The organism is Sorangium sp. So ce185, assembly GCF_051526825.1.
In the GTDB taxonomy this organism is placed as follows: domain Bacteria; phylum Myxococcota_A; class Polyangia; order Polyangiales; family Polyangiaceae; genus Sorangium; species Sorangium cellulosum_D.
Genome location: NZ_CP150316.1, coordinates 9,313,947 through 9,332,590 on the forward strand (window position 1 = coordinate 9,313,947; position 18,644 = coordinate 9,332,590).

12 protein-coding genes are annotated in these 18,644 nt (G+C 75.1%); 10 read left to right on the top strand and 2 right to left on the bottom strand.

Annotated features, from left to right (window positions below; translation table 11 throughout):
- Positions 1-761: 761 nt before the first annotated feature.
- Positions 762-1,511 carry an FmdE family protein gene (locus tag WMF26_RS34085; protein ID WP_437996134.1) on the bottom strand — a complete coding sequence of 250 codons (750 nt, stop codon included), beginning with the start codon at positions 1,509-1,511 and terminating at the stop codon, positions 762-764.
- A 342-nt stretch (positions 1,512-1,853) separates the two neighbouring features.
- On the opposite strand from WMF26_RS34085, the gene WMF26_RS34090 reads away from it, so the two are divergent.
- The 9 genes from WMF26_RS34090 (at position 1,854) to WMF26_RS34130 (ending at position 13,879) form a co-directional block, all read left to right on the top strand.
- Positions 1,854-3,452: a protein kinase domain-containing protein gene (locus WMF26_RS34090; RefSeq protein ID WP_437996135.1), complete on the top strand. Its 1,599-nt coding sequence runs from the start codon at positions 1,854-1,856 to the stop codon at positions 3,450-3,452.
- A gap of 10 nt (positions 3,453-3,462) precedes the next feature.
- Positions 3,463-4,461 (top strand): tetratricopeptide repeat protein, encoded by a 999-nt coding sequence (locus WMF26_RS34095; RefSeq protein WP_437996136.1) that lies wholly within the window; start codon positions 3,463-3,465, stop codon positions 4,459-4,461.
- A gap of 143 nt (positions 4,462-4,604) precedes the next feature.
- Complete coding sequence (locus tag WMF26_RS34100; RefSeq protein ID WP_437996137.1) at positions 4,605-6,209, top strand: hypothetical protein; 1,605 nt, start codon at positions 4,605-4,607, stop codon at positions 6,207-6,209.
- 151 nt (positions 6,210-6,360) lie between these two features.
- A complete protein-coding gene (locus WMF26_RS34105; RefSeq protein WP_437996138.1) occupies positions 6,361-7,095 on the top strand; it encodes a hypothetical protein in 735 nt (244 codons plus the stop codon).
- A gap of 89 nt (positions 7,096-7,184) precedes the next feature.
- Positions 7,185-8,816 (top strand): hypothetical protein, encoded by a 1,632-nt coding sequence (locus WMF26_RS34110; RefSeq protein ID WP_437996139.1) that lies wholly within the window; start codon positions 7,185-7,187, stop codon positions 8,814-8,816.
- A gap of 302 nt (positions 8,817-9,118) precedes the next feature.
- Positions 9,119-10,672 (top strand): hypothetical protein, encoded by a 1,554-nt coding sequence (locus WMF26_RS34115; protein WP_437996140.1) that lies wholly within the window; start codon positions 9,119-9,121, stop codon positions 10,670-10,672.
- 116 nt (positions 10,673-10,788) lie between these two features.
- Positions 10,789-12,189: a S41 family peptidase gene (locus WMF26_RS34120; protein WP_437996141.1), complete on the top strand. Its 1,401-nt coding sequence runs from the start codon at positions 10,789-10,791 to the stop codon at positions 12,187-12,189.
- Positions 12,190-12,309: 120 nt separating this feature from the next.
- Positions 12,310-13,017, top strand: a complete 708-nt coding sequence (locus WMF26_RS34125) for a hypothetical protein (protein WP_437996142.1) — start codon at positions 12,310-12,312, stop codon at positions 13,015-13,017.
- Between the two features lie 46 nt (positions 13,018-13,063).
- Positions 13,064-13,879 carry a hypothetical protein gene (locus tag WMF26_RS34130; protein ID WP_437996143.1) on the top strand — a complete coding sequence of 272 codons (816 nt, stop codon included), beginning with the start codon at positions 13,064-13,066 and terminating at the stop codon, positions 13,877-13,879.
- 53 nt (positions 13,880-13,932) lie between these two features.
- Here WMF26_RS34130 and WMF26_RS34135 read toward each other — a convergent pair whose 3' ends face one another.
- Positions 13,933-15,570 carry a glucose-6-phosphate isomerase gene (locus WMF26_RS34135; protein ID WP_061621953.1) on the bottom strand — a complete coding sequence of 546 codons (1,638 nt, stop codon included), beginning with the start codon at positions 15,568-15,570 and terminating at the stop codon, positions 13,933-13,935.
- 145 nt (positions 15,571-15,715) lie between these two features.
- On the opposite strand from WMF26_RS34135, the gene WMF26_RS34140 reads away from it, so the two are divergent.
- Entirely contained in the window at positions 15,716-18,643 is a 2,928-nt protein-coding gene (locus tag WMF26_RS34140) for a 2-oxoglutarate dehydrogenase E1 component (protein WP_437996144.1), read from the top strand.
- The last annotated feature ends 1 nt before the right edge of the window (position 18,644 follow it).

Consider the following 18,644-nt stretch of genomic DNA (forward strand, 5'->3'; position numbering starts at 1 on the left):
CTCCTGACCATCCCCGGCGCCCTCCTGCGCAGCGCCGTCGGCCCTCCTGCGCAGCGCCGTCGGCCCTCCTGCGCAACCCGTCGGCCCGCCTGAACAGGCCCCGGCGCCCTCCTGCGCAGCGCCGCCGGCCGTCCTGCGCAGCGCCGTGGGCCCTCCTGCGCAGCTCGTCAGCCCTCCTGTGCAAGCCCCGGCGCCCTCCTGCGCAGCCCCGGCGACCCTCCTGTGCAGCCCCGCCGGCTCTCCTGCGCGGCCCCGCCGGCTCTCCTGCGCACCCCCGTCTGTGTCCTACACCACACTCGCTCCCGTCCTGCGCGTCCCCCGCTCCCCTCCTGCGCACCCCCGTGGCTGTCCTTTGTTGCCATCGTCCGGCTCCTGCGCAGCCCCGGTGGATCTCCTGCGCAACCCCGACGTGGTCTCGCGCGCCATTCATGGCGGCTGCGCAACTCCCTCTCCCGCCTCCCTCCCCTGCGCCCGCGCCCCCTTCGCCAGCTCCGTGCCCGCTGCGCGCCGCGCCAGCCACGCCGCATCCTTCCGATTCCGCGGCACACCGCGTCTCCCAACCCTCGCCCCAGCGCCTCTCTCGCGACGCGACCGACTCGTACTCTCCTCTGGCCAATGCCTTGTCCGCAGCCGCCGGCCGGTCTGCGGCGCCAGCCGCACGAAATCGACGTCGTCGATTCCGTGCTCGAACGTCGCGTCGTACCCCGCGCCGCGCAGCCAGCGCGGCAGGCCGCCGAGCATCGCGCCGCAGAAAGGGCGCGTCACTCCGGCGAGCCGGCCGGCGGGCTGGCGACGCGCGCCGGCACCTCCTCGAACACCTCGGCGTCCGGCAACGACAGGACCTGTTTGCCGGCCGCCTCCAGCCCCTCTCTCGGCACATCGCGGAAGCGCGCGCGGAAGGCCGCCGAGGGACGGAGCGTCACGGCCTGTCCGGTCGACCTGCGCCGGTACGTCGTCTCGACCCCGGCCTCGCTCGCCTCGACAAGGCTGAGGTTGAGCTTGCCGAGGCTGGCCCCCGTCGCCGCGGCGGCGCCGTCCGCGATGCAGGAGAACTGCACGTTCCTCGGGCTGTGGTGGATCACCTCGAGGTCGAAGCTCCGCGCCGGCAGCCCGAGCTTCGCGAGGGCATACCGCCCCATGCGGTAGCCGGCGACCGCCCACGGCCCCGCGCCGCCGTGGATCGCGGCGACCGCGCGGAGCTCGTCCTCCGGCGCCCCCGGGGCCGAGCCCGCCGCCGGCCGGTGGCCGTGGTCGTGCTGCGCGGGCAGGTGGCCGCCGTGATGGGCCGCCTGCCCAGGACCGCGATCGTGGTGATGGGCCGCGTGCCCGGGACCGCGATCGTGGTGATGGGCCGCGTGCCCGGGACCGCCCTCAGGGCCGGCAGGCGCCTGCGCATGGACAGCTGGCTCGTGCGCAGTGGCCGTCGGGGAATGGGCGCCCGCGCCGCCGCACCGAACCGAGGAAACGGCGGCGAGGAGGATCAACGCCGCGTGGCTCACCGTCTTGCGCATGCTCGCTCGATCCTCCGGGAAGCAGGCGAAGTGTCCCCGTTCGCGCGCGACGTCAAGGGTGTCGGCCCCCGCGCCGCACGCGCGCCGCTCCCCCGCGCCGCGCGATCCGCCCACTCCCGGCGAGCGCGCGCCTACCCCGGACGGTTTCGCGCCCCGCCGCCCGAGACCGGGGTAACATGCGGCCGTCATGCGTCGCGCGCCCGTCAGCCACCCCTGCCGCTCGAGCCGCGCTGGCCTCGCCGGCTCCGCTGGCCTCGCCGGCTCCGCTGGCCGCGCCGGCTCCGCCGGCCTCGCCGGCGGGGCGACGCCCCCCGTGGCCAGGACAAGAGGTGGTCTCCGCCGATGACCCGAGTCGACCCTGAGGGCTTCCGGCCGGAGGCGCTCGTAGGCCAGGTCCTGCGCGGCAAATGGCGCCTGGAGCGCCTCCTCGGCTTCGGCGGCATGGCCATGGTCTACGCCGGCACGCACCGCAACGGGATGCGCGGCGCGGTGAAGATCCTCCGCCGCGAGCTGTCCGAGGACCAGGAAGCGCGCTCGCGCTTCCTGCGCGAGGGCTACGTCGCGAACCGCGTGGACCACCCGGGCATCGTCCGCGTGCTCGACGACGACGTCACCGAGGACGGCTCGGTGTTCCTGGTCATGGAGCTGCTCGAGGGCGAGACCGTCGAGGCCCGCCGCGCCCGCGAGCCGAGCGGCGTGCTCGGCGTGAACGAGGTGCTCGGCATCGCCGACGACCTGCTCGACGTGCTCGCCGTCGCGCACGAGCGCGGGATCGTCCACCGCGACCTCAAGCCCGACAACCTGTTCCTCACGCGCCAGGGGCAGCTCAAGGTGCTCGACTTCGGCATCGCGCGGCTGCGCGAGCTCTCGTCCCCGGCCAACGCGACCACGCGCGCCGGCAGCCTGATGGGGACGCCGCAGTTCATGCCGCCCGAGCAGGCGCGCGGGCAATGGGACAGGGTCGACCCGCGCACCGACCTCTGGGCCGTCGCGAGCACGATGTTCCAGCTCCTCTCGGGGCGGTACGTGCACGAGGCCGAGACCCTCCCGCTGCTCCTGCTCGCGGCCATGACCCAGCCGGCGCCGCCCGTGGGCAGCGTCCTGCCGACCCTCCCCCCGCCCATCGCCGCCGTCATGGACGCGGCCCTCGCGTTCGATCCCGACCGGCGCTGGCCGAACGCCCGCGCGATGCAGCGCGCCCTGCGCCAGGCGCGGGGCGGCGCGGCGCTCGACCCCGCGCCCGGCTCGCACCCGGATCCGGGGCGCGCCTACATGTCCTCGGATCCAGGGCGCCAGGCGGCGCACGCGCGCGCCCCGGGGAGCGGGCCGCGCGGCACGGAGTTCGCCGCGGCGAGCTCGCCCAGCACGCGCAGCGGCGGCGCGGTCAGCGCCGGCTCGGCCGGCGGGGGCGCGGGCACGGTCTCGCCGGTCGTGGAGCGCTCGGCCGGCACGGAGCGCCCGGCGCCGCGCGCGGCGGCCCTGGGCGCGCTCCTGGCCGGCGCCGGCGCGCTGGCCGTGGGCGCCCTGGTCGGGCTCGTGTGGTGGCAGCGCGGGGGCGCCGCGGACGCGGAGCACGCGTCGAACGGCTCCGCCGTGGAAGCAGAGCCGCGCCCCGGGGCGAGCGCCGGGGCGGCGCAGGAGCCGCACGGCGGCGCGGGCGCGCCCGGGGCCGGCGCGGAGCCCGCGGCGTCCGGCGACGCGGTCCCGGCGATCGCGCCGTCCGCGCCCGTGCCCGCGCCGCCGCCGGAGTCGCCGGAGCCCACGCCGCCGGCGTCCGCGCCGAGCGCGTCCGCGACCGGGACGCCGCCCGCGCCCACGCCGGCCGCCGCGCGGCCCGCCGCGGGGAAGGCGCGACCGCCCGCGACCGCGCCGGCGAAGACGCCGCCCGCGCCGGCCCCAGCGCCCACGCCGGCGGAGGACCCGTTCAACCGGAGACGCTGAGGTCGCACGGATGGGTAGATTGAGCTCGCGTAAACGCTCGCGGAAACGATTCCCGGCCGAGGCGCTCGCCCTGGGAGGGGCCGCGCTCCTCGCCTGCCCCGGCGCCTCGGCGCAGGTGCGCGATCCCGCGGCGGCGGAGGCGCTGTTCGACGCCGGCAGGGCCGCGCTCCAGGCGAAGGACTACGACGCGGCGTGCCCGAAATTCCGGGAGAGCTACGAGCTCGATCCGGCGCCCGGCGCGCTGCTCAACCTCGCCGACTGCGAGGAGAAGCGCGGCAAGATCGCGACCGCCTGGTCGATCTTCCGGCAGCTCGCGCGCGATCTGCCGGCGAACGACGACCGGCGCCCCATCGCGCAGGCGCGCGCCGCGGCGCTCGAGGGCCGCGTGCCGAGGCTCACCATCCGGCTCGCGCCCGGCGCGCCGCCGGAGACGGCCGTGCAGCGCTCGGGGATCCCGGTCGGCGCCGGCTCGCTGGGCGCGCCGCTGCCGGTGGATCCGGGCGAGGTCCAGGTGACGGCGACGGCGCCGGGCCGGAAGCAGAAGACGTTCACGGTGCAGCTCGCCGAGGGCGCGCAGGCCGAGCTGCTCGTGGCGCCGGAGGCGCTCGCGGCCGGCGGCGGGAGCGCCGGGCCCGCGCTCCCGCCGAAGGACGGCCCGCGGGCGGCGGGGAGCTCGATGCAGCGGACGGCCGGCTGGATCAGCGCCGGCGCCGGCGTGGTCGGGCTCGGCGTCGGCGCCGCGTTCGGCCTGCGCGCCCTCGGGAAGAAGGGCGACGCCGAGCCCTATTGCAACGAGGCCAACGTCTGCTCGGAGCGCGGGATCCAGCTGCAGCAGCAGGGCGCGACCGCAGGGACGATCTCGACGGTCGCGTTCCTGGTCGGGGCGGCCGCGCTGGGCGCCGGGGCGGTGCTCATCTTCACGGCGCCGTCGTCGGCGCAGGCGCCGTCGGCCCCGAGGGCGACGGTCGGCGTGGTGCCGGGAGGCGCCGTGGCGACGGTGATCTTCTGACGGCAGCCGCGGCCGGCGGTGCGCTGGTAATCTCTCGATCCCTGGAGCCACGCCCGGCATGCAGCCGGCGGTGGCGAGGGTGATCTTTCGCCGGCCGCCGGAGGCGCCGCGCCACGGGAGACGGAGAGATGACGCGCGATCTCATGAACACTCGACCCATGCTCCGCGCCGCGCTGCTCGCGGCCGCGGCCGGAGCGGGCTGCAACGCGATCATCGGGCTCGAGGTCGGCGAGCTGGATCCGTCGTCCGGCAGCGCGGGCGCGACGTCGGCGGACGCCTCCGCGGTCGGCACGGGCGGCAGCGGCGGCGCCGGCGGTGAAGGCGATGGCGGCGACGGCGCCGGCGGGGACGGCGCCGGCGGCGCAGGCGGGGAGGCGGCGGAATGCAGCCCGACCCGCGAGGGGGCGGTCCGCGGCGTGTCGGGCGCGTGGGGAGAGCTGTCGGGCCTGTCGGTCGCCAGCGTCGCGGCGCGGGACGGCGCGGTGACGGCGGTCATCCGGGAGGCGCGGGGGCTCGTCAGCACGCCCGGCAAGGTCGGGTTCTCGGTCGCGCGGTGGAGCCCGTCCGGGACCCGCGACACCGCGTACGGGATGAAGACCGGCGAGCTGCTCGGCAACATCTGGCCCGAGCACCTGGCCGTCATGCCGGACGCCGCCTACGTGACCGGCTGGTCGGAGGCGCCGTTCACCTCGCTCACGCCGGACGGCGAGTGCTTGATCGGCGTGCCCGACGAGAACGGGCACAAGCCGAGCTTCCTGGCGGCGCTCGACCCGCTGGGCAAATGCAAGTGGATCTGGAGCGTCGACGCCGAGTTCAACACCTCCCCGCTCGCCCTCGCGGCGACGCCCAAGCGGGTCGTGTTCGCGGTCTCGCTCTCGGGACAGGCGACGGCGAGCTCCCGCGAGTGCGCCCTCGGGCCCGGCGACGAGCGCGGCTCCACGGCGCTCGTGGGGCTCGACCCCGACGGCGCGTGCGTCTGGCATCGCACGTTCGAGACCGCCGCGGCCGTGCGCATCGAAGAGCTCGTCGCGGTCCCGGAGACCGGGGAGGTGCTCGTCTTCGGCGAATACGACGCGCCGGACGCGGCGATCAAGATCCAGACGAAGGAGCTCCCCCGCACGCCGGATCGCGATCTGTTCGTGGCGCGCGTCCGGATGGAGGACGGCGAGCTGACCGACCTCCTCCCGCTCAGGGCCCCTGGGAGCCAGTCGGCGGCGCGACACGGGGCCGCGCTGCTCCCGGGCGGCGATCTCGTGATCTCCGGAACGTACTCCGGGCCGTCCTTCAAGTTCCAGGATCACTGCCCGCTCCTGCCGGACGCGGGGAGCTCGGAGAACACCTTCGTCGCGCGCGTCTCGAGAGACAGAGTGATCTGGAGCCGTGGATTCGGCGACGCGGTGAAAGATCAGATGGTCGTCCACCTGGAAGCGGACGAGAGCGGCACGATCTACGTGGCGGGGACGCTCGAGGGCGAGATCCCGCTGGAGAGCGGCGAGACGATCGCCGCCGGGACGGAGGAGCTGTCCAGCTATCTGATCGCGCTCAACCCGAGGGGCAACGTCCTCTGGGGCACCGCGATCGCGGGGAAAGGCACCGTGGCTATCTGGTCGGTCGCGCCGGGCGCGAGGCCCGGCGATCCGCTCCACATCGGCGGCGAGCTGACGGACACGTTCCGTCTCATGGACTTCGGCCGTCCCATCCGGGCGCCGGGAGAGGGGTTCATCGTTCGGCTGCAGGGCATGCCGTGACCGCCGCGCTCGGCATCGAGCGCGCGCCAGCAGAACAGCCCACGACATTTCCACACGGCGCCGCTGAGCCTGCCACGGAAGCAGCGCGGCGCGGCGCGTGATCCGGCCGCCGCAGGTTGACGCCGGTGGGAACGGGGGCTTCCATTCGAGGATGCGCTCGCTTCACCGATGTTTCCGCCTGGCTCTGCCCGCCGCGGCCGCCGCGCTGGGCGCGGTCGCGGGGTGCTACCCCGACGTCACCTTCACCGGGGGCCCCGGCGGCGCAGGCGCTGGCGGGGACTACGCGGGCACCACCGCATCGTCCGCGAGCACCGCCGCCTCGTCCGCGGACGTGGCCGGCTCGGGCGGCGGCGCGGCGAGCTCCGGCGCCGGTGGGGACGGCGGCGGCGCGGCGGCCTCCGGTGGAGGCGGCGGCGCGGGCGGCGACGGTGCCGGCGGGGGCGCGGCGACCTCCAGCGCGAGCTCCACCTCGGCCACCTCCGGCGTCGGTGGGGGCGCGGCGACCTCCAGCGCGAGCTCCACCTCGGCCACCTCCGGCTCCGGCGGCGGCACCGTCGACTGCGACGCGGACGACGACGGCTATCGCTCGAAGGCGTGCGAGGGCGGCAACGATTGCAACGACGACAACCCCCGGGTCCACCCCGGCCAGCCCAGCACGTTCTACGACACGCCGATCAGCCCGGGAGGCGGCTTCGATTACGACTGCAGCGGCGCCGAGGAGAAGGAGTTCCGCTCGGTCAACTGCAGCGGCCTCCTGACGTGCGCGGTGGTATCCAGCGTGTTCCTGGCGGATGTCCCGTGCGGGCAGCGCGGCCCGTTCGGGTCGTGCAGCCTCACCTGCCAGTCCACCATCCTCTTTCCTGATTACGTCAGAGCCTGCCATTGAGCCCGCGCTGGGGCGTTGGCAGCCTCGAAGATGCCGCCCCGCGGAGAGCCGATCCGATGAAGCGCGAACCCCGTACGATCCGATCCGCCGTGTCCTGCGCCGGCCTGTTCGCCGTCGTGGCGGGCGGCTGCAACGCGATCATCGGGCTCGAGGTCGGCGAGCTCGACCGGTCGCAGGCCGGCGCTGGCGCGGCCCCGGGCGCGACCTCCTCCGCGGCGAGCTCGGGCACGGGCGGCTCGGGCACTGGCGGCTCGGGCGAGGGCGGCATGGGCGCGGGCGGCATGGGCGCGGGCGGCATGGGCGCGGGCGGCGTGGGCGAGGGCGGCGGGGGCTCGGGCGCGGGAGGAGAGGGCGGCGGGGTCCCGATGTGCAGCGAGGCCCCGGGCGCCATCCTCCAGCCGTCGGCCGCGTGGGGCGCGACGCTCGGCTTCGACGTGGGCGACCTCACCGCATCTGGCAACGCGCTGACGGCCGTCGTCACGGATGTCCTCGAGGATTCGCGCTATCAATTCACCGTCGCGAAGTGGAGCGCCGCCGGGGCGCGCGACGGCCGGTACGGGCTCTCGGTGAATGACATCTGGGGCTTGCACCTGGCCGCCGGCAAAGACTTCACCTATGTCGCCGGGGAGTCCGAGGGGGCCGCCAACCTGCCCACGGGGTCGCTCAGCGCCTGCCGCATCGGCCCCGGCCTGCTCGACACCGCCTTCACGACGAGCTTCGTGGCAGCGCTCGGCCCGGAGGGCAAATGCGGGTGGGTGTGGAGCGTCGACGCCGAGCACGGCACCACCGCGCGCGGCCTCGCGGCGACCTCCGAGGCGGTCGTCGCCGCCGTCGACGTGACGGACGCCGGCAGGAGCTTCGGGCCGTGCGCGCTCGGGGAGATCCCGCAGGAGTCGGCGCTGCTCGCCGCGCTCCACCCGCAGGACGGCGCGTGCCGGTGGCAGCACCGCCTCGGGCCGCGCGCGGCCGTGACGGTCAAGGCGATCGCCGCCAACTCGAGGTCAGGGTCGAGGTTCGTGACCGTCGTGGGCGACTACGACTCGCTCAGCGGAGAGGTCTCGTTCGGCGGGGAGCTCCCCTTCGCCTCGGAGCGCCGCGATGTCTTCATCGCGCGCTACGTGACCACCGACGGCGCCCTGCAGGACGTGAAGACGCTGAACGTCGAGGGAGATCAGCAGGTGGCGCAGCACGGGGCCGCGCTGCTCCCGGGCGGCGACGTCGTGATCGCCGGGACGTACCGCGGGCGCGTCCGCTTCGAAGAGCGCTGCCCGCCGCTGCCCGACGCGGGGGAGACCGAGAACCTCTTCGTCGCGCGCGTCTCCGACGACGGCGTCGTGTGGAGCCGCGGGTTCGGCGACGCGACGGAGAGCCAGATCGCGGCCGGCGTGGCGGTGGACGAGGCGGGCTCGATCTACGTCACGGGCGAGTTCTCGGGCGCGCTCCCGCTGGGGGGCGCCGGGGCGCTCACCACCTCCCGGAAGCGGGCGGGATTCCTGCTGAGGCTGGACGCCCGAGGCAACCTCGTCTCGGCGGCCCAGCTCGAGGGAGACGGCACCGTCGCCCTGCGCGTCGTCGCCGCGGACGGCGGCTCCGGCGATCCCGTCTACGTCGCGGGCGCCGTGACCGGCACCCTCGAGCTCCCCGGGCTCGACAAGCCGCTCGGCAGCGACGGCGATCCGGAGTCTCACGGGTTCATCGCGAGGCTCTCCGGCATGCGGTGAGCTGCGATCGCGCCGAACACAGCAGGAGGCGGCGGCGCTGCGCTCGCGCCGCGTACGGCGTGAGCGGCAACGAGGCGTAAGGGGATCCCTGCCGTCGACTTCAAGGGCGGATCTGTTTGTCGCCACGCAACCAGCGTGTTTCCAGGAGACGTCGTGAGCAGCGGAGACGCGCGGTCCGGGGCCGCGCGCTCTCTGCGGTTGCCGGCTCAGGCACGCTGGGTTTCGAGGGGATCGGCGATGGAGGCTCCGCTCGCCTCCTGTCGTGGCGGCCGCGACTGCGCCGTGCAATAGAGGTCGACGCAATGAAGCGCTCTCTCGCGAAGCTCCGAGCTGGGCTCTGTGCTGCGCTGTTCGCCTCCGGCGCCAGCGGCTGCAACGCCCTCATCGGCCTCGAGGTCGGCGAGGCCGATCCAGCGGAGATCGATGACGCCGTGTCCTCCTCGTCGGCGGGCGGCTCCTCGGCGGTCGGCGCGGGCGCGGGCGGGGGCGGCGGCGCCGGCAGCGGAGGGGGGGAGCTCGCCTGCAACGGCGCGAGGGAGGGAGCCGTCGCGGCGCCGTCGGGGCTCTGGGGCGACACGATCGGCGTGGACGTGGCGGACATCGCGGCACAGGACGACGCGGTGACGGCGGTCGTCAACGAGGCAGACGCGTTCACCGTGGCGCGGTGGAGCTCCGCCGGGGTGCGCCAGGGCGAGGTGCGCCTGTCGGCGCCCGGCGTCTGGGGCACGCACCTGGCCGTCGGGACGGGCGCCACGTTCGTCGCCGGGGAGTCGACGCAGAGCGTCGACCTCGCCGATGCGCGGTGCCGCGTCGGCCCGCGCGGGGGAGCGGCGGCCGCCCGGTCCAGCTTCGTGGCAGCGCTCGACGCGGCGGGCCGGTGCGCCTGGGCGTGGAGCCTCGACTCCGATGGCGGCACCGCCGCGCGCGGCCTCGCGGCGACGTCGGACGCGGTCGTCTTCGCCGTCGACTCGGTGGACAAGGCCAAGAGCTCCGGCCCGTGCGACCTCAAGCGCACGATCGCCGAGGAGTCCGTGCTGATCGCCGCCTTCGATCCGGCGCGGGGCGCGTGCAAGTGGAGCCGCACCCTCGGGGCACGGTCGGGCGTGACCGTGAGGGCGCTCGTCGCCGGCGCCACGGCCGGGCCGGGGTCGGTGGCGGTCGTGGGCGAGTACGACACGGCGCGCGGCGCCGTCGCGTTCGGCGAGGCGACGCCCCGCGCCCTGGACGGCCGCGGGATCTTCGTGGCGCGCTACGCGTCGAGCGACGGCGCGCCGCAGCGGGTCACGACGCTGCGCCTCGCGGGCGATCAGCGCATCGCGCCGCACGGCGCCGCGCAGCTGCCGGACGGCGACGTGGTGGTCGCCGGCAGCTACACCGGCGCGCTCGATTTCGAGGACACCTGCCCGGGGATGCCCGAGGCGGGCGGCACGGACAACGTCTTCGTCGCGCGCGTCTCGGAGGGCGGGGTGATGTGGAGCCGCGGGTTCGGCGACGCGGCGGCCATCCAGGCGGCGGCCGCCGTGACGGTCGACGCCGCCGGCGCGATCTACGTCGCGGGGCTGTTCGCCGGCGAGATCGACCTCGGGGACGCCGGGGTGCTCGCGGCCTCGCCGGGGACTCGGGCAGGGTTTCTGATCCAGCTCGACGGCGCGGGCGGCGTGATCTCGGCGTCGACGCTCGACGGGGCCGGCTCCGCCGACGTGCGCGCCGTCGCGGCGGGCGGGGCGCCCGGCGGTCCCCTCTACGTCGGGGGGAACGTGGCCGGGCTCCTCGGCCTCGGGCTCGACGAGCCGCTCGGCAGCCAGGCCGACGCGGAGCCGCGCGGGTTCGTCGCGCGGCTCGCCGGCGCGCGGTGACGGGCGCCGCGCCGGCGCGCCGGGCCCTGGATCTCGCTGCGATGCCGTGATCTCCTTCACGAGCCCGAGCGGCCGCGGTTGCGCCGGCGGCGCGCGCCGTCGCACCCTCGCGCGCCGTGCCCCCCGAGAGCTCGCTCCGTTGGCCTCGCCGCGCCGCGACCGCGGCGCGCTCCTTCGCGGCGCTCGCGTGCGCCGCGCTCTCCTGCGCCGCGCTCGCGTGCGCCCCGGCGCCGGCGGTCGCCCCCTCGCAGGCGCCGGCGCCGCTCCGGAGCCTGCGCATCGCGGACGGCGACCTCGACGGCGAGCCGCGGACCGTGTCCTCGGCCGAGGCGATCCTCGATCTCGACGACGCGCGCTACGCCTTCGAGCACGCCTACGCGGGCCTCGACGGGCGCTCGCCCGCGCCCTCGCCGCGCGCGCTCGCTCGGGCCGCGGCCGCGCTCCGCGGCCGCGCCGCGTGGCGCCCCGACGAGCTCGCGCGGCTCCTGCGCGACGTGTTCGCGGCGCCGGACGGCCACCTCGCGTTCGGCCACGGCGGCCGCGCGCCGCTCCGGCTCACCGCCGCCCCGGCGCCCGCCGCCCCGGCGCCCGCGCTGGCCGACCCGGCGCCCGCGCCCGCCGCCCCGGCGACCTGCGCCGGCCGCGGCGCCGACGACCGGACCGAGGCCCCGCCGCGGCGGCTCGCGGCGCCGCGCCTCCCCGGCCCGCCCGTCGCGCTCACGCGGAGCCGCGACGGCGTCCCGGTGCTCGCCATCCGCACCTTCAGCGCCGCCGCCGCCCCGGCGCTCGCGGCGCTCCCCGCGCTCGCCGCCGAGCTGCGGCGAGCGCCCGCCTTCGTCGTGGACCTGCGCGGCAACGCCGGCGGCAACTACCTCTTCGCCGAGCGCTTCGCGCTCGCGCTCACCGACGCGCCGCTCTGCGCGCTCGACGAGCGCGAGGTCCTCTCCGTCGCCGCGGCCGAGGGGCGCGCCAACAGCGCCCGCCGCCGGCTCGCCCGCGGCGACGTCCCGCCCGAGGCGCGGCCGCGCTTCGTCGAGCACCTCGCCGCGCTCGAGCGCCTCGCCGGGGCGCTGCGGGGTCGCGCCGCGGACCGCGGCGGCGCGGCGCCGCGCGTCGACCTCACGACCCGCGGCGCGCTGGTCCGCGGGCGGGCGGCGGGGCCGCTCGAGGGGCGCGCCGTGTTCCTCGTCGACCGCGGCTGCGCGTCGGCGTGCGAGATGCTGCTCGCGCTGGCGCGGCAGATCCCGGGCGTCCTCGTGGTCGGGCAGAACACCCGCGGCGGCATGAGCGTCGGCGAGCTCGCGCTCTTCCGGCTCCCGCGCTCGGGCGTCACCCTGTCGCTCGGCACCCGCGCGTACCGCGACCCGCTCGGCGACTTCGTCGAGCTGCGCGGGTTCGAGCCCGACGTCCGGCTCGACGGCGCCGATGTCGTCGAACGCGCGGCCGCGCTCGCGCTGCGCGGGGCGCCGTCCGGCGCGCCTCGCCGCGGCGCGCGGACATCGTGCGCGCCTCGTTGAGTTCGCGAACGGTCCGCGTATGCTGGCCTCGCTGCGCCGAAGCCACCCGCAGTTCCTTGGAGTCGCCGCGCGAGCGCGACGGGAGCCAGCATGCCGATCGGGCCAACGGAAGGGAGTATCGTGCCGCGTCGCCGCCTCGCCGCGCAGCGCGCCCGCGGCGCGCAGGCCGCCGCGGTGCTCGCCGCGCTGCTCGGGCTCGCCGCGCCCGCGGCCGCGCAGGTGCCTGGCGCGCCGCAGAGGCCCGCGCTCGGCGGCACGACGGCGGCTCCCGCCGCGCCGAGCGCTCCTCCCGCGCCCGCGAGCGCTCCTCCCGCGCCTCCGGACGGCGCGCGGATGCCCGTTCCGCCGGGCTATTACCTGCTGCCGCCGCCGCCGCTCCCGCCGTGGGCGAACCCGCGGACCATCCAATACGAGGAGGGCGACCCGATCCCGCGCGGCTACGCGCTCAAGACCCGATCGGATCGCGCGCTCGTCGGCGCGGGGCTCCTGACGTTCGGCATCCCGTACGCGCTCTCGGTCACGGTCGCGGGCGTCGCGATCGTCGCGGAGGAGGATTTCGACGAGTTCGGGCCGCTGTTCATCCCGTTCGTCGGCCCGATGATCAGCACGGTGACCATGAACGCCGAGGGCGCGGGCGTCTTCTGGCTCACGGTGGACGCCGTCGCCCAGGTGAGCGGACTGCTCCTGGTTGTCGCCGGCTTGGCAAACGAGGAGGTCTACCTGGAGCGGCAGTTCAAGGTGAGCCCGCGCGATCCCGAGCACGCTGCGTCCCCGTGGCCTGCGATCTCGATCGGCGCGTCGTCCGCGGAGCTCCGATGGCGATTCTGATCCGGCGAGCCTGCGCCAGCGGCTCTCACCCCGAAGGGAGACGCACGTGAGCGCGATCCGCACTGTCCTCTCGGTGGCCGCGCTGCTGGGCGTGCTCGCGCGCGCGACCCCGGCCGCAGCGGACAGCGACGCTCCGTCAGCGCAGAGCGCGCCGCCTCCGGGTTACCCGCCGCCCGGCTACGCGCCGCCCGGCTACGCGCCGCCCGGCTACGCGCCGCCCGGCTACGCGCCGCCCGGCTACGCGCCGCCCGGCTACGCGCCGCCCGGCTACGCGCCGCCCGGCTACGCGCCGCCCGGCTACGCGCCGCCCGGCTACGCGCCGCCCGGCTACGCGCCGCCGCCCGGCTACGTGCCGCCGCCCGGCTACGCGCCGCCGGCGGACTACGCGTCGTATACGTCGAGCTTCATCCTCGGCATGCCGCGGACGCTGCCCTTCAAGGAAGGCGAGCCCGCGCCGCAGGGCTACCGCCTCGAGACGCAGAAGAGCCGCCGGCTGCTTGTCGCGGGGTCCATCGTCATCGGCACCGCGTGGGCGCTCGCCGCGCTCACGGCCGGGAGCATCCTCAGCGAGGGAGAGAGCGAAGCCGGCAGCTACGCGCCGCTGTTCGTGCCCGTGGGCGGCCCGTTCATCACGCTCGCCACGGGCGAGGACGTCGACTTCTCCGACGACGGCGGCCGGGTCGCCGGCTCCCTCGTGCTCCTCAACGGTCTCACGCAGGTGACGGGCTTCGCGCTGCTCGTCGCGGGCCTCGCCTCCAACCAGAAGGTCTGGGTGCGCCACGACATCCCGCGCAAGACGTCGCTCCACGCCCCCGAGCTCCTCGTCGGCCCGACCGGCGGGACCCTGCGCGTCCGCTTCTGAGCGGCGCGCGCCGGGAGCCCGCCCCAGCTCCCGGCGCCCCCCGCGCCCTCCGCTCACCGCGCCAGCCGGTACGTCGCGTCGAACGGCGAGCCCCCCTGCGGCAGCTCCCGGACCACGCCGCGCTCCGGGTTCGCCGCGAGGTGGCGCAGGATCCAGAAGACCGTCTCGACGTCGCCGGTGCCCGCCGCGCCCGCGATCTCCTCGAGCTTCAGCGCGCGCCCCGCGCCCGCGGCCAGCGCCGCGAGCACCTTGGCCTGCAGATCCAGCACCTCCTGCGCGGCCTTCTTGCCGGCCTCGACGCCCGGCTGGTGGTACGCGTTGATGCCCACGAGCGACGCGTACAGCCCGACCGCGCGCTCGTAGAGCGCGATCAGCATGCCGACGGCGCGCGCGTCGACCGTCTCGATCGTGATCGTGATCGACTCGCGCCCGCTCTCGCTGAGCGCCTTGCGCGTCCCCTGCAGGAAGCCGGAGAGGTAGTCGCCCGTCGTGACGCCGGGGTCGACCTCGATCGCGCCGCGCGACGGCGCGCGATCGCGCAGCACCTCGATGAACGTGACGAAGAAGTTGTCGAGCCCGTCGCGGAGCTGCTGCACGTACGCGTGCTGATCGGTCGAGCCCTTGTTGCCGTAGACGGCGATCCCCTGGCACACCTCCTTGCCCTGGCGATCGAGCCGCTTGCCGAGCGACTCCATCACGAGCTGCTGGAGGTAGCGGGAGAAGAGCTCGAGCCGATCCTTGTACGGGAGCAGCACCATGTCCTTCCGGCCCACGCCGCCCGTCGCCGAGTACCAGGCGAGCGCGAGCAGCGCCGCCGGGTTCCGGAGCGCCTCCTTCGAGCGCGTGACCTCGTCCATCTCGCGCGCCCCCTGCAGCATCTCCAGGATCGACAGCCCCTGCAGCGCCGCCGGCAAGAGGCCGACCGCCGAGAGCTCGCTCGTCCGCCCGCCGACCCAGTCCCACATCGGGAACCGGGCCAGGAAGCCGTGCTTCGCCGCGTACTTGTCGAGCTCGCTCCCCTCCCCCGTCACCGCGACCGCGTGCGCCCCGAGCGACAGGCCGAGCCGGCGGTACGCCGCCTCGAGCTCGAGCATCCCGTTGCGGGTCTCCTTCGTCCCGCCCGATTTCGAGATGATCACCGCGAGCGTCGCGCCGAGGTCGTCCCCGATGGCGTCCAGCGTGCGATCGATCCCGTCCGGATCCGTATTGTCGAAGAAATACGGCTGCATCCGGTCGGCCGGCGTCCCCAGCGCCGACGCGACGAACTGCGGCCCGAGCGCCGAGCCGCCGATCCCGACGACCAGCACCTTGCGGAAGCGGGCCGCCCGCTCCGGCCGCACCCGCGCCGCGTGAACGTCCGCGGCGAAGCTCAGGATCCGCGCGTTCGTCGCCTCGATCGCGGCGCGCAGCGCGGCCTCGGGCGCCAGCTCCGGCGCGCGCAGCCAGTAATGGCCGACCCGGCGGCCCTCGTCGGGGTTGGCGATGCTCCCGCCCTCGAGCGCCGCCATCTCGGCGAGCGCCGCCTGGATGCGCGGATCCATCGTGGCGAAAAAGTCTTTCTCGAAGCGGATCCGGCTCACGTCCAGCCAGAGGCCGAGGCTCCCGTCGTGGAAGAGGTGGTCCCGGAAACGGTCGATGGGGAGGACGGCGGGCGCCGGTCCTCGACCCGGGGTTGCGCGGTCTTGATCCATGGCCCCCCTTCTACCGCTTCTCCCTACCGTTTCTCCAGGCGCTCGGACCCCTTGTCCGGACGATGTTCCGCCCTATGCACCGGAGCCATCGGAAAACGACTCTAGCGTGCCGCCCCGACACGCGTTATTTGCACGCCGAACCACGATGCAGCTTGATTTCGGAATCAATGCAGGGCTCGTCGAGGAGCTCTATGCGCAGTACCTCGAGAACCCGGAGTCGGTAGACCCCGGCTGGCGCTCGTTCTTCGAGGGCAAGAACGGCGGCGCCGCGCCGATCAGGCTGCCCGCTCCGGCCGCGCTGCCGTCCGTCCAGCCACAGGCGCAGCGGCCCTCGGCGGCGCCGGGGAACGGGCACGGCAAGACGAACGGAGAGGCCGCGAAGACGCTGGAGGCCGCGTTCGCGCAGACGCTGAGCGAGCACCCGACCTCGCTCGAGACGTCGCGCGACCTGAAGGTGCTCGCGGAGGCGGCGCTCAAGGCGCGCGTCTACGCCCTCGTGAACGCCTACCGCGTGCGCGGCCACCTCTTCGCGCACGTCGACCCGCTCGGCCTGCCGCCCGCGACGCCGCCCGAGCTCGACCTCACGAACTTCGGGCTGCGCGTCGAGGACCTCGACCTCGCCTTCCCGACGACCGACCTCGCCGGCGTGCCGCCCGTCCTCACCCTGCGCGAGATCATCCGCCGGCTCGAGGAGACGTACTGCCGCTCGATCGGCGTCGAGTTCACGTTCATCGAGGAGCCCGAGGCGCGCCAGTGGCTCCAGCAGCAGATGGAGTCGACGCGCAACCGCCTGACGCTCGACCGAAACAAGCAGCTCCGGATCCTGACGAAGCTCTCCGACGCCGAGATCTTCGAGCAGTTCATCCACAAGTCCTACGAGGCGGGGACGAAGCGCTTCTCGCTGGAGGGCGCCGAGAGCCTCATCCCGCTGCTCGACCTCATCATCGAGCGCGCGGGGTCGCACGAGGTCGACGAGATCGTGGTCGGCATGGCGCACCGCGGCCGGCTCAACGTCCTCGCGAACATCATGGACAAGAGCCTGCGCGAGATCTTCGCGGCCTTCGAGGACAAGGACGCGGAGCGCCACCTCGGCAGCGGCGACGTCAAGTACCACCTCGGCTACTCGACCGACCGCACGCTCGAGAACGGGCGCAACGTCCACCTCACGCTCACGTTCAACCCGAGCCACCTCGAGTTCGTGAACCCCGTCGTTCAGGGCCGCGTCCGCGCGAAGCAGGACCGGCGGCTCGCCGACGGCGCGGCCGACGCGCGCCGCCGCGTGATGCCGCTGCTCATCCACGGCGACGCGGCGTTCATCGGGCAGGGCGTCGTCGCCGAGACGCTCAACATGATGAACCTGAAGGGCTACTCGACCGGCGGCACGGTCCACGTCATCGTGAACAACCAGGTCGGCTTCACGACCGACCCGATGGAGGGCCGCTCGACCCGCTACGCGTCCGACATCACCCGGATGCTCAAGGTCCCGGTGTTCCACGTGAACGGCGAGGACCCGGAGGCGGTCGCCCACGTCGCGCAGCTCGCGATCGACTACCGCTCGCGCTTCGGCTCGGACGTGGTCATCGACATGTACTGCTACCGCAAGTACGGCCACAACGAGGGCGACGAGCCGCGCTACACGCAGCCGCGGATGTACGCCGCGATCGACAAGAAGCCGACCGTGCGGCAGGTCTACGTCCGGCGCCTCATGGAGCTCGGCCAGGTCACCGCGGAGAAGGCCGAGGAGATCGTGGTGCGGCGCCGCGAGGCGCTCGCCGCCGCGCTCGACGAGGTGAAGCAGAAGGGCTTCGCGCCGGTGCTCTACTCGATGGGCGGCGTGTGGACGCACTACCGCGGCGGCGCCGATCACGCGACGCCGGACGTGCCGACGAGCGTGCCGGCCGAGCGGCTCATCGCGCTGTCCGAGAAGCTCCTCGAGCTGCCCGAGGGCTTCAAGGCGCACCCGAAGGTGCTGCCGACGCTCAAGCAGCGGCACGAGAAGCTGGTCGCCGGCGAGCCGTTCGACTGGGGCACGGGCGAGATGCTCGCCTACGCGTCGCTGCTCGCCGAGGGGACGCCGGTGCGGCTCTCCGGGCAGGACGTGCAGCGCGGCACCTTCAGCCACCGGCACGCGGTGCTGCGCGACGTGGAGACGAGCGCGCGCTTCGCGCCGCTGTCGAGCGTGGCCAAGGCGCCGGCGCGGTTCGAGGCGTACAACAGCCCGCTCAGCGAGGCGGGCGTGCTCGGCTTCGACTTCGGCTACAGCCTCGACTACCCGGACGGGCTCGTCATCTGGGAGGCGCAGTTCGGCGACTTCCTCAACGGCGCGCAGGTCATCGTCGACCAGTTCATCACGTCGAGCGAGGACAAGTGGCACCGCCTGAGCGGCATCGTGCTCTTCCTGCCGCACGGCTACGAGGGCCAGGGGCCGGAGCACTCGAGCGCGCGCATCGAGCGCTGCCTGCAGAACAGCGCCGAGGACAACATCCAGGTGTGCAACCTGACGACGCCGGCGCAGCTGTTCCACGTGCTGCGGCGGCAGGTGCACCGCCCGTGGCGCAAGCCGCTCATCATCGCCACGCCGAAGAGCCTGCTGCGCGTCCCGGCGACGTCGAAGGGCCCGCACCGGCCCGTGTCGACGATCCAGGACCTCGCCGAGGGCCAGTTCCAGCGCGTGCTGCCCGACACGAGCGGGGTCGATCCGGCCGACGTGAAGCGGATCCTGCTCTGCTCGGGCAAGGTGTACTACGACCTCGCGCTGGCGCGGGAGACGCGCGGGCTCAAGGACGTGGCGATCCTGCGGCTGGAGCAGCTCTTCCCGCTGAACGACGAGATCGTGAACGCGCTCGCGCCCTACAAGGACGGCACGCCGCTCGTGTGGGTGCAGGAGGAGCCGCGCAACTACGGGGCCTGGTACCACATCCTCGCGGTGCTCCGGAACAAGCTCGGCGACCGGCTGCCGCTCTCGTGCGTGAGCCGCGCGCCGAGCGCGAGCCCGGCGACCGGATCGCGGGCGAGCCACCTCCTCGAGCAGAAGATGCTGATGGACGAGGCGTTCGTGGGGGGCAGCCGTTGAT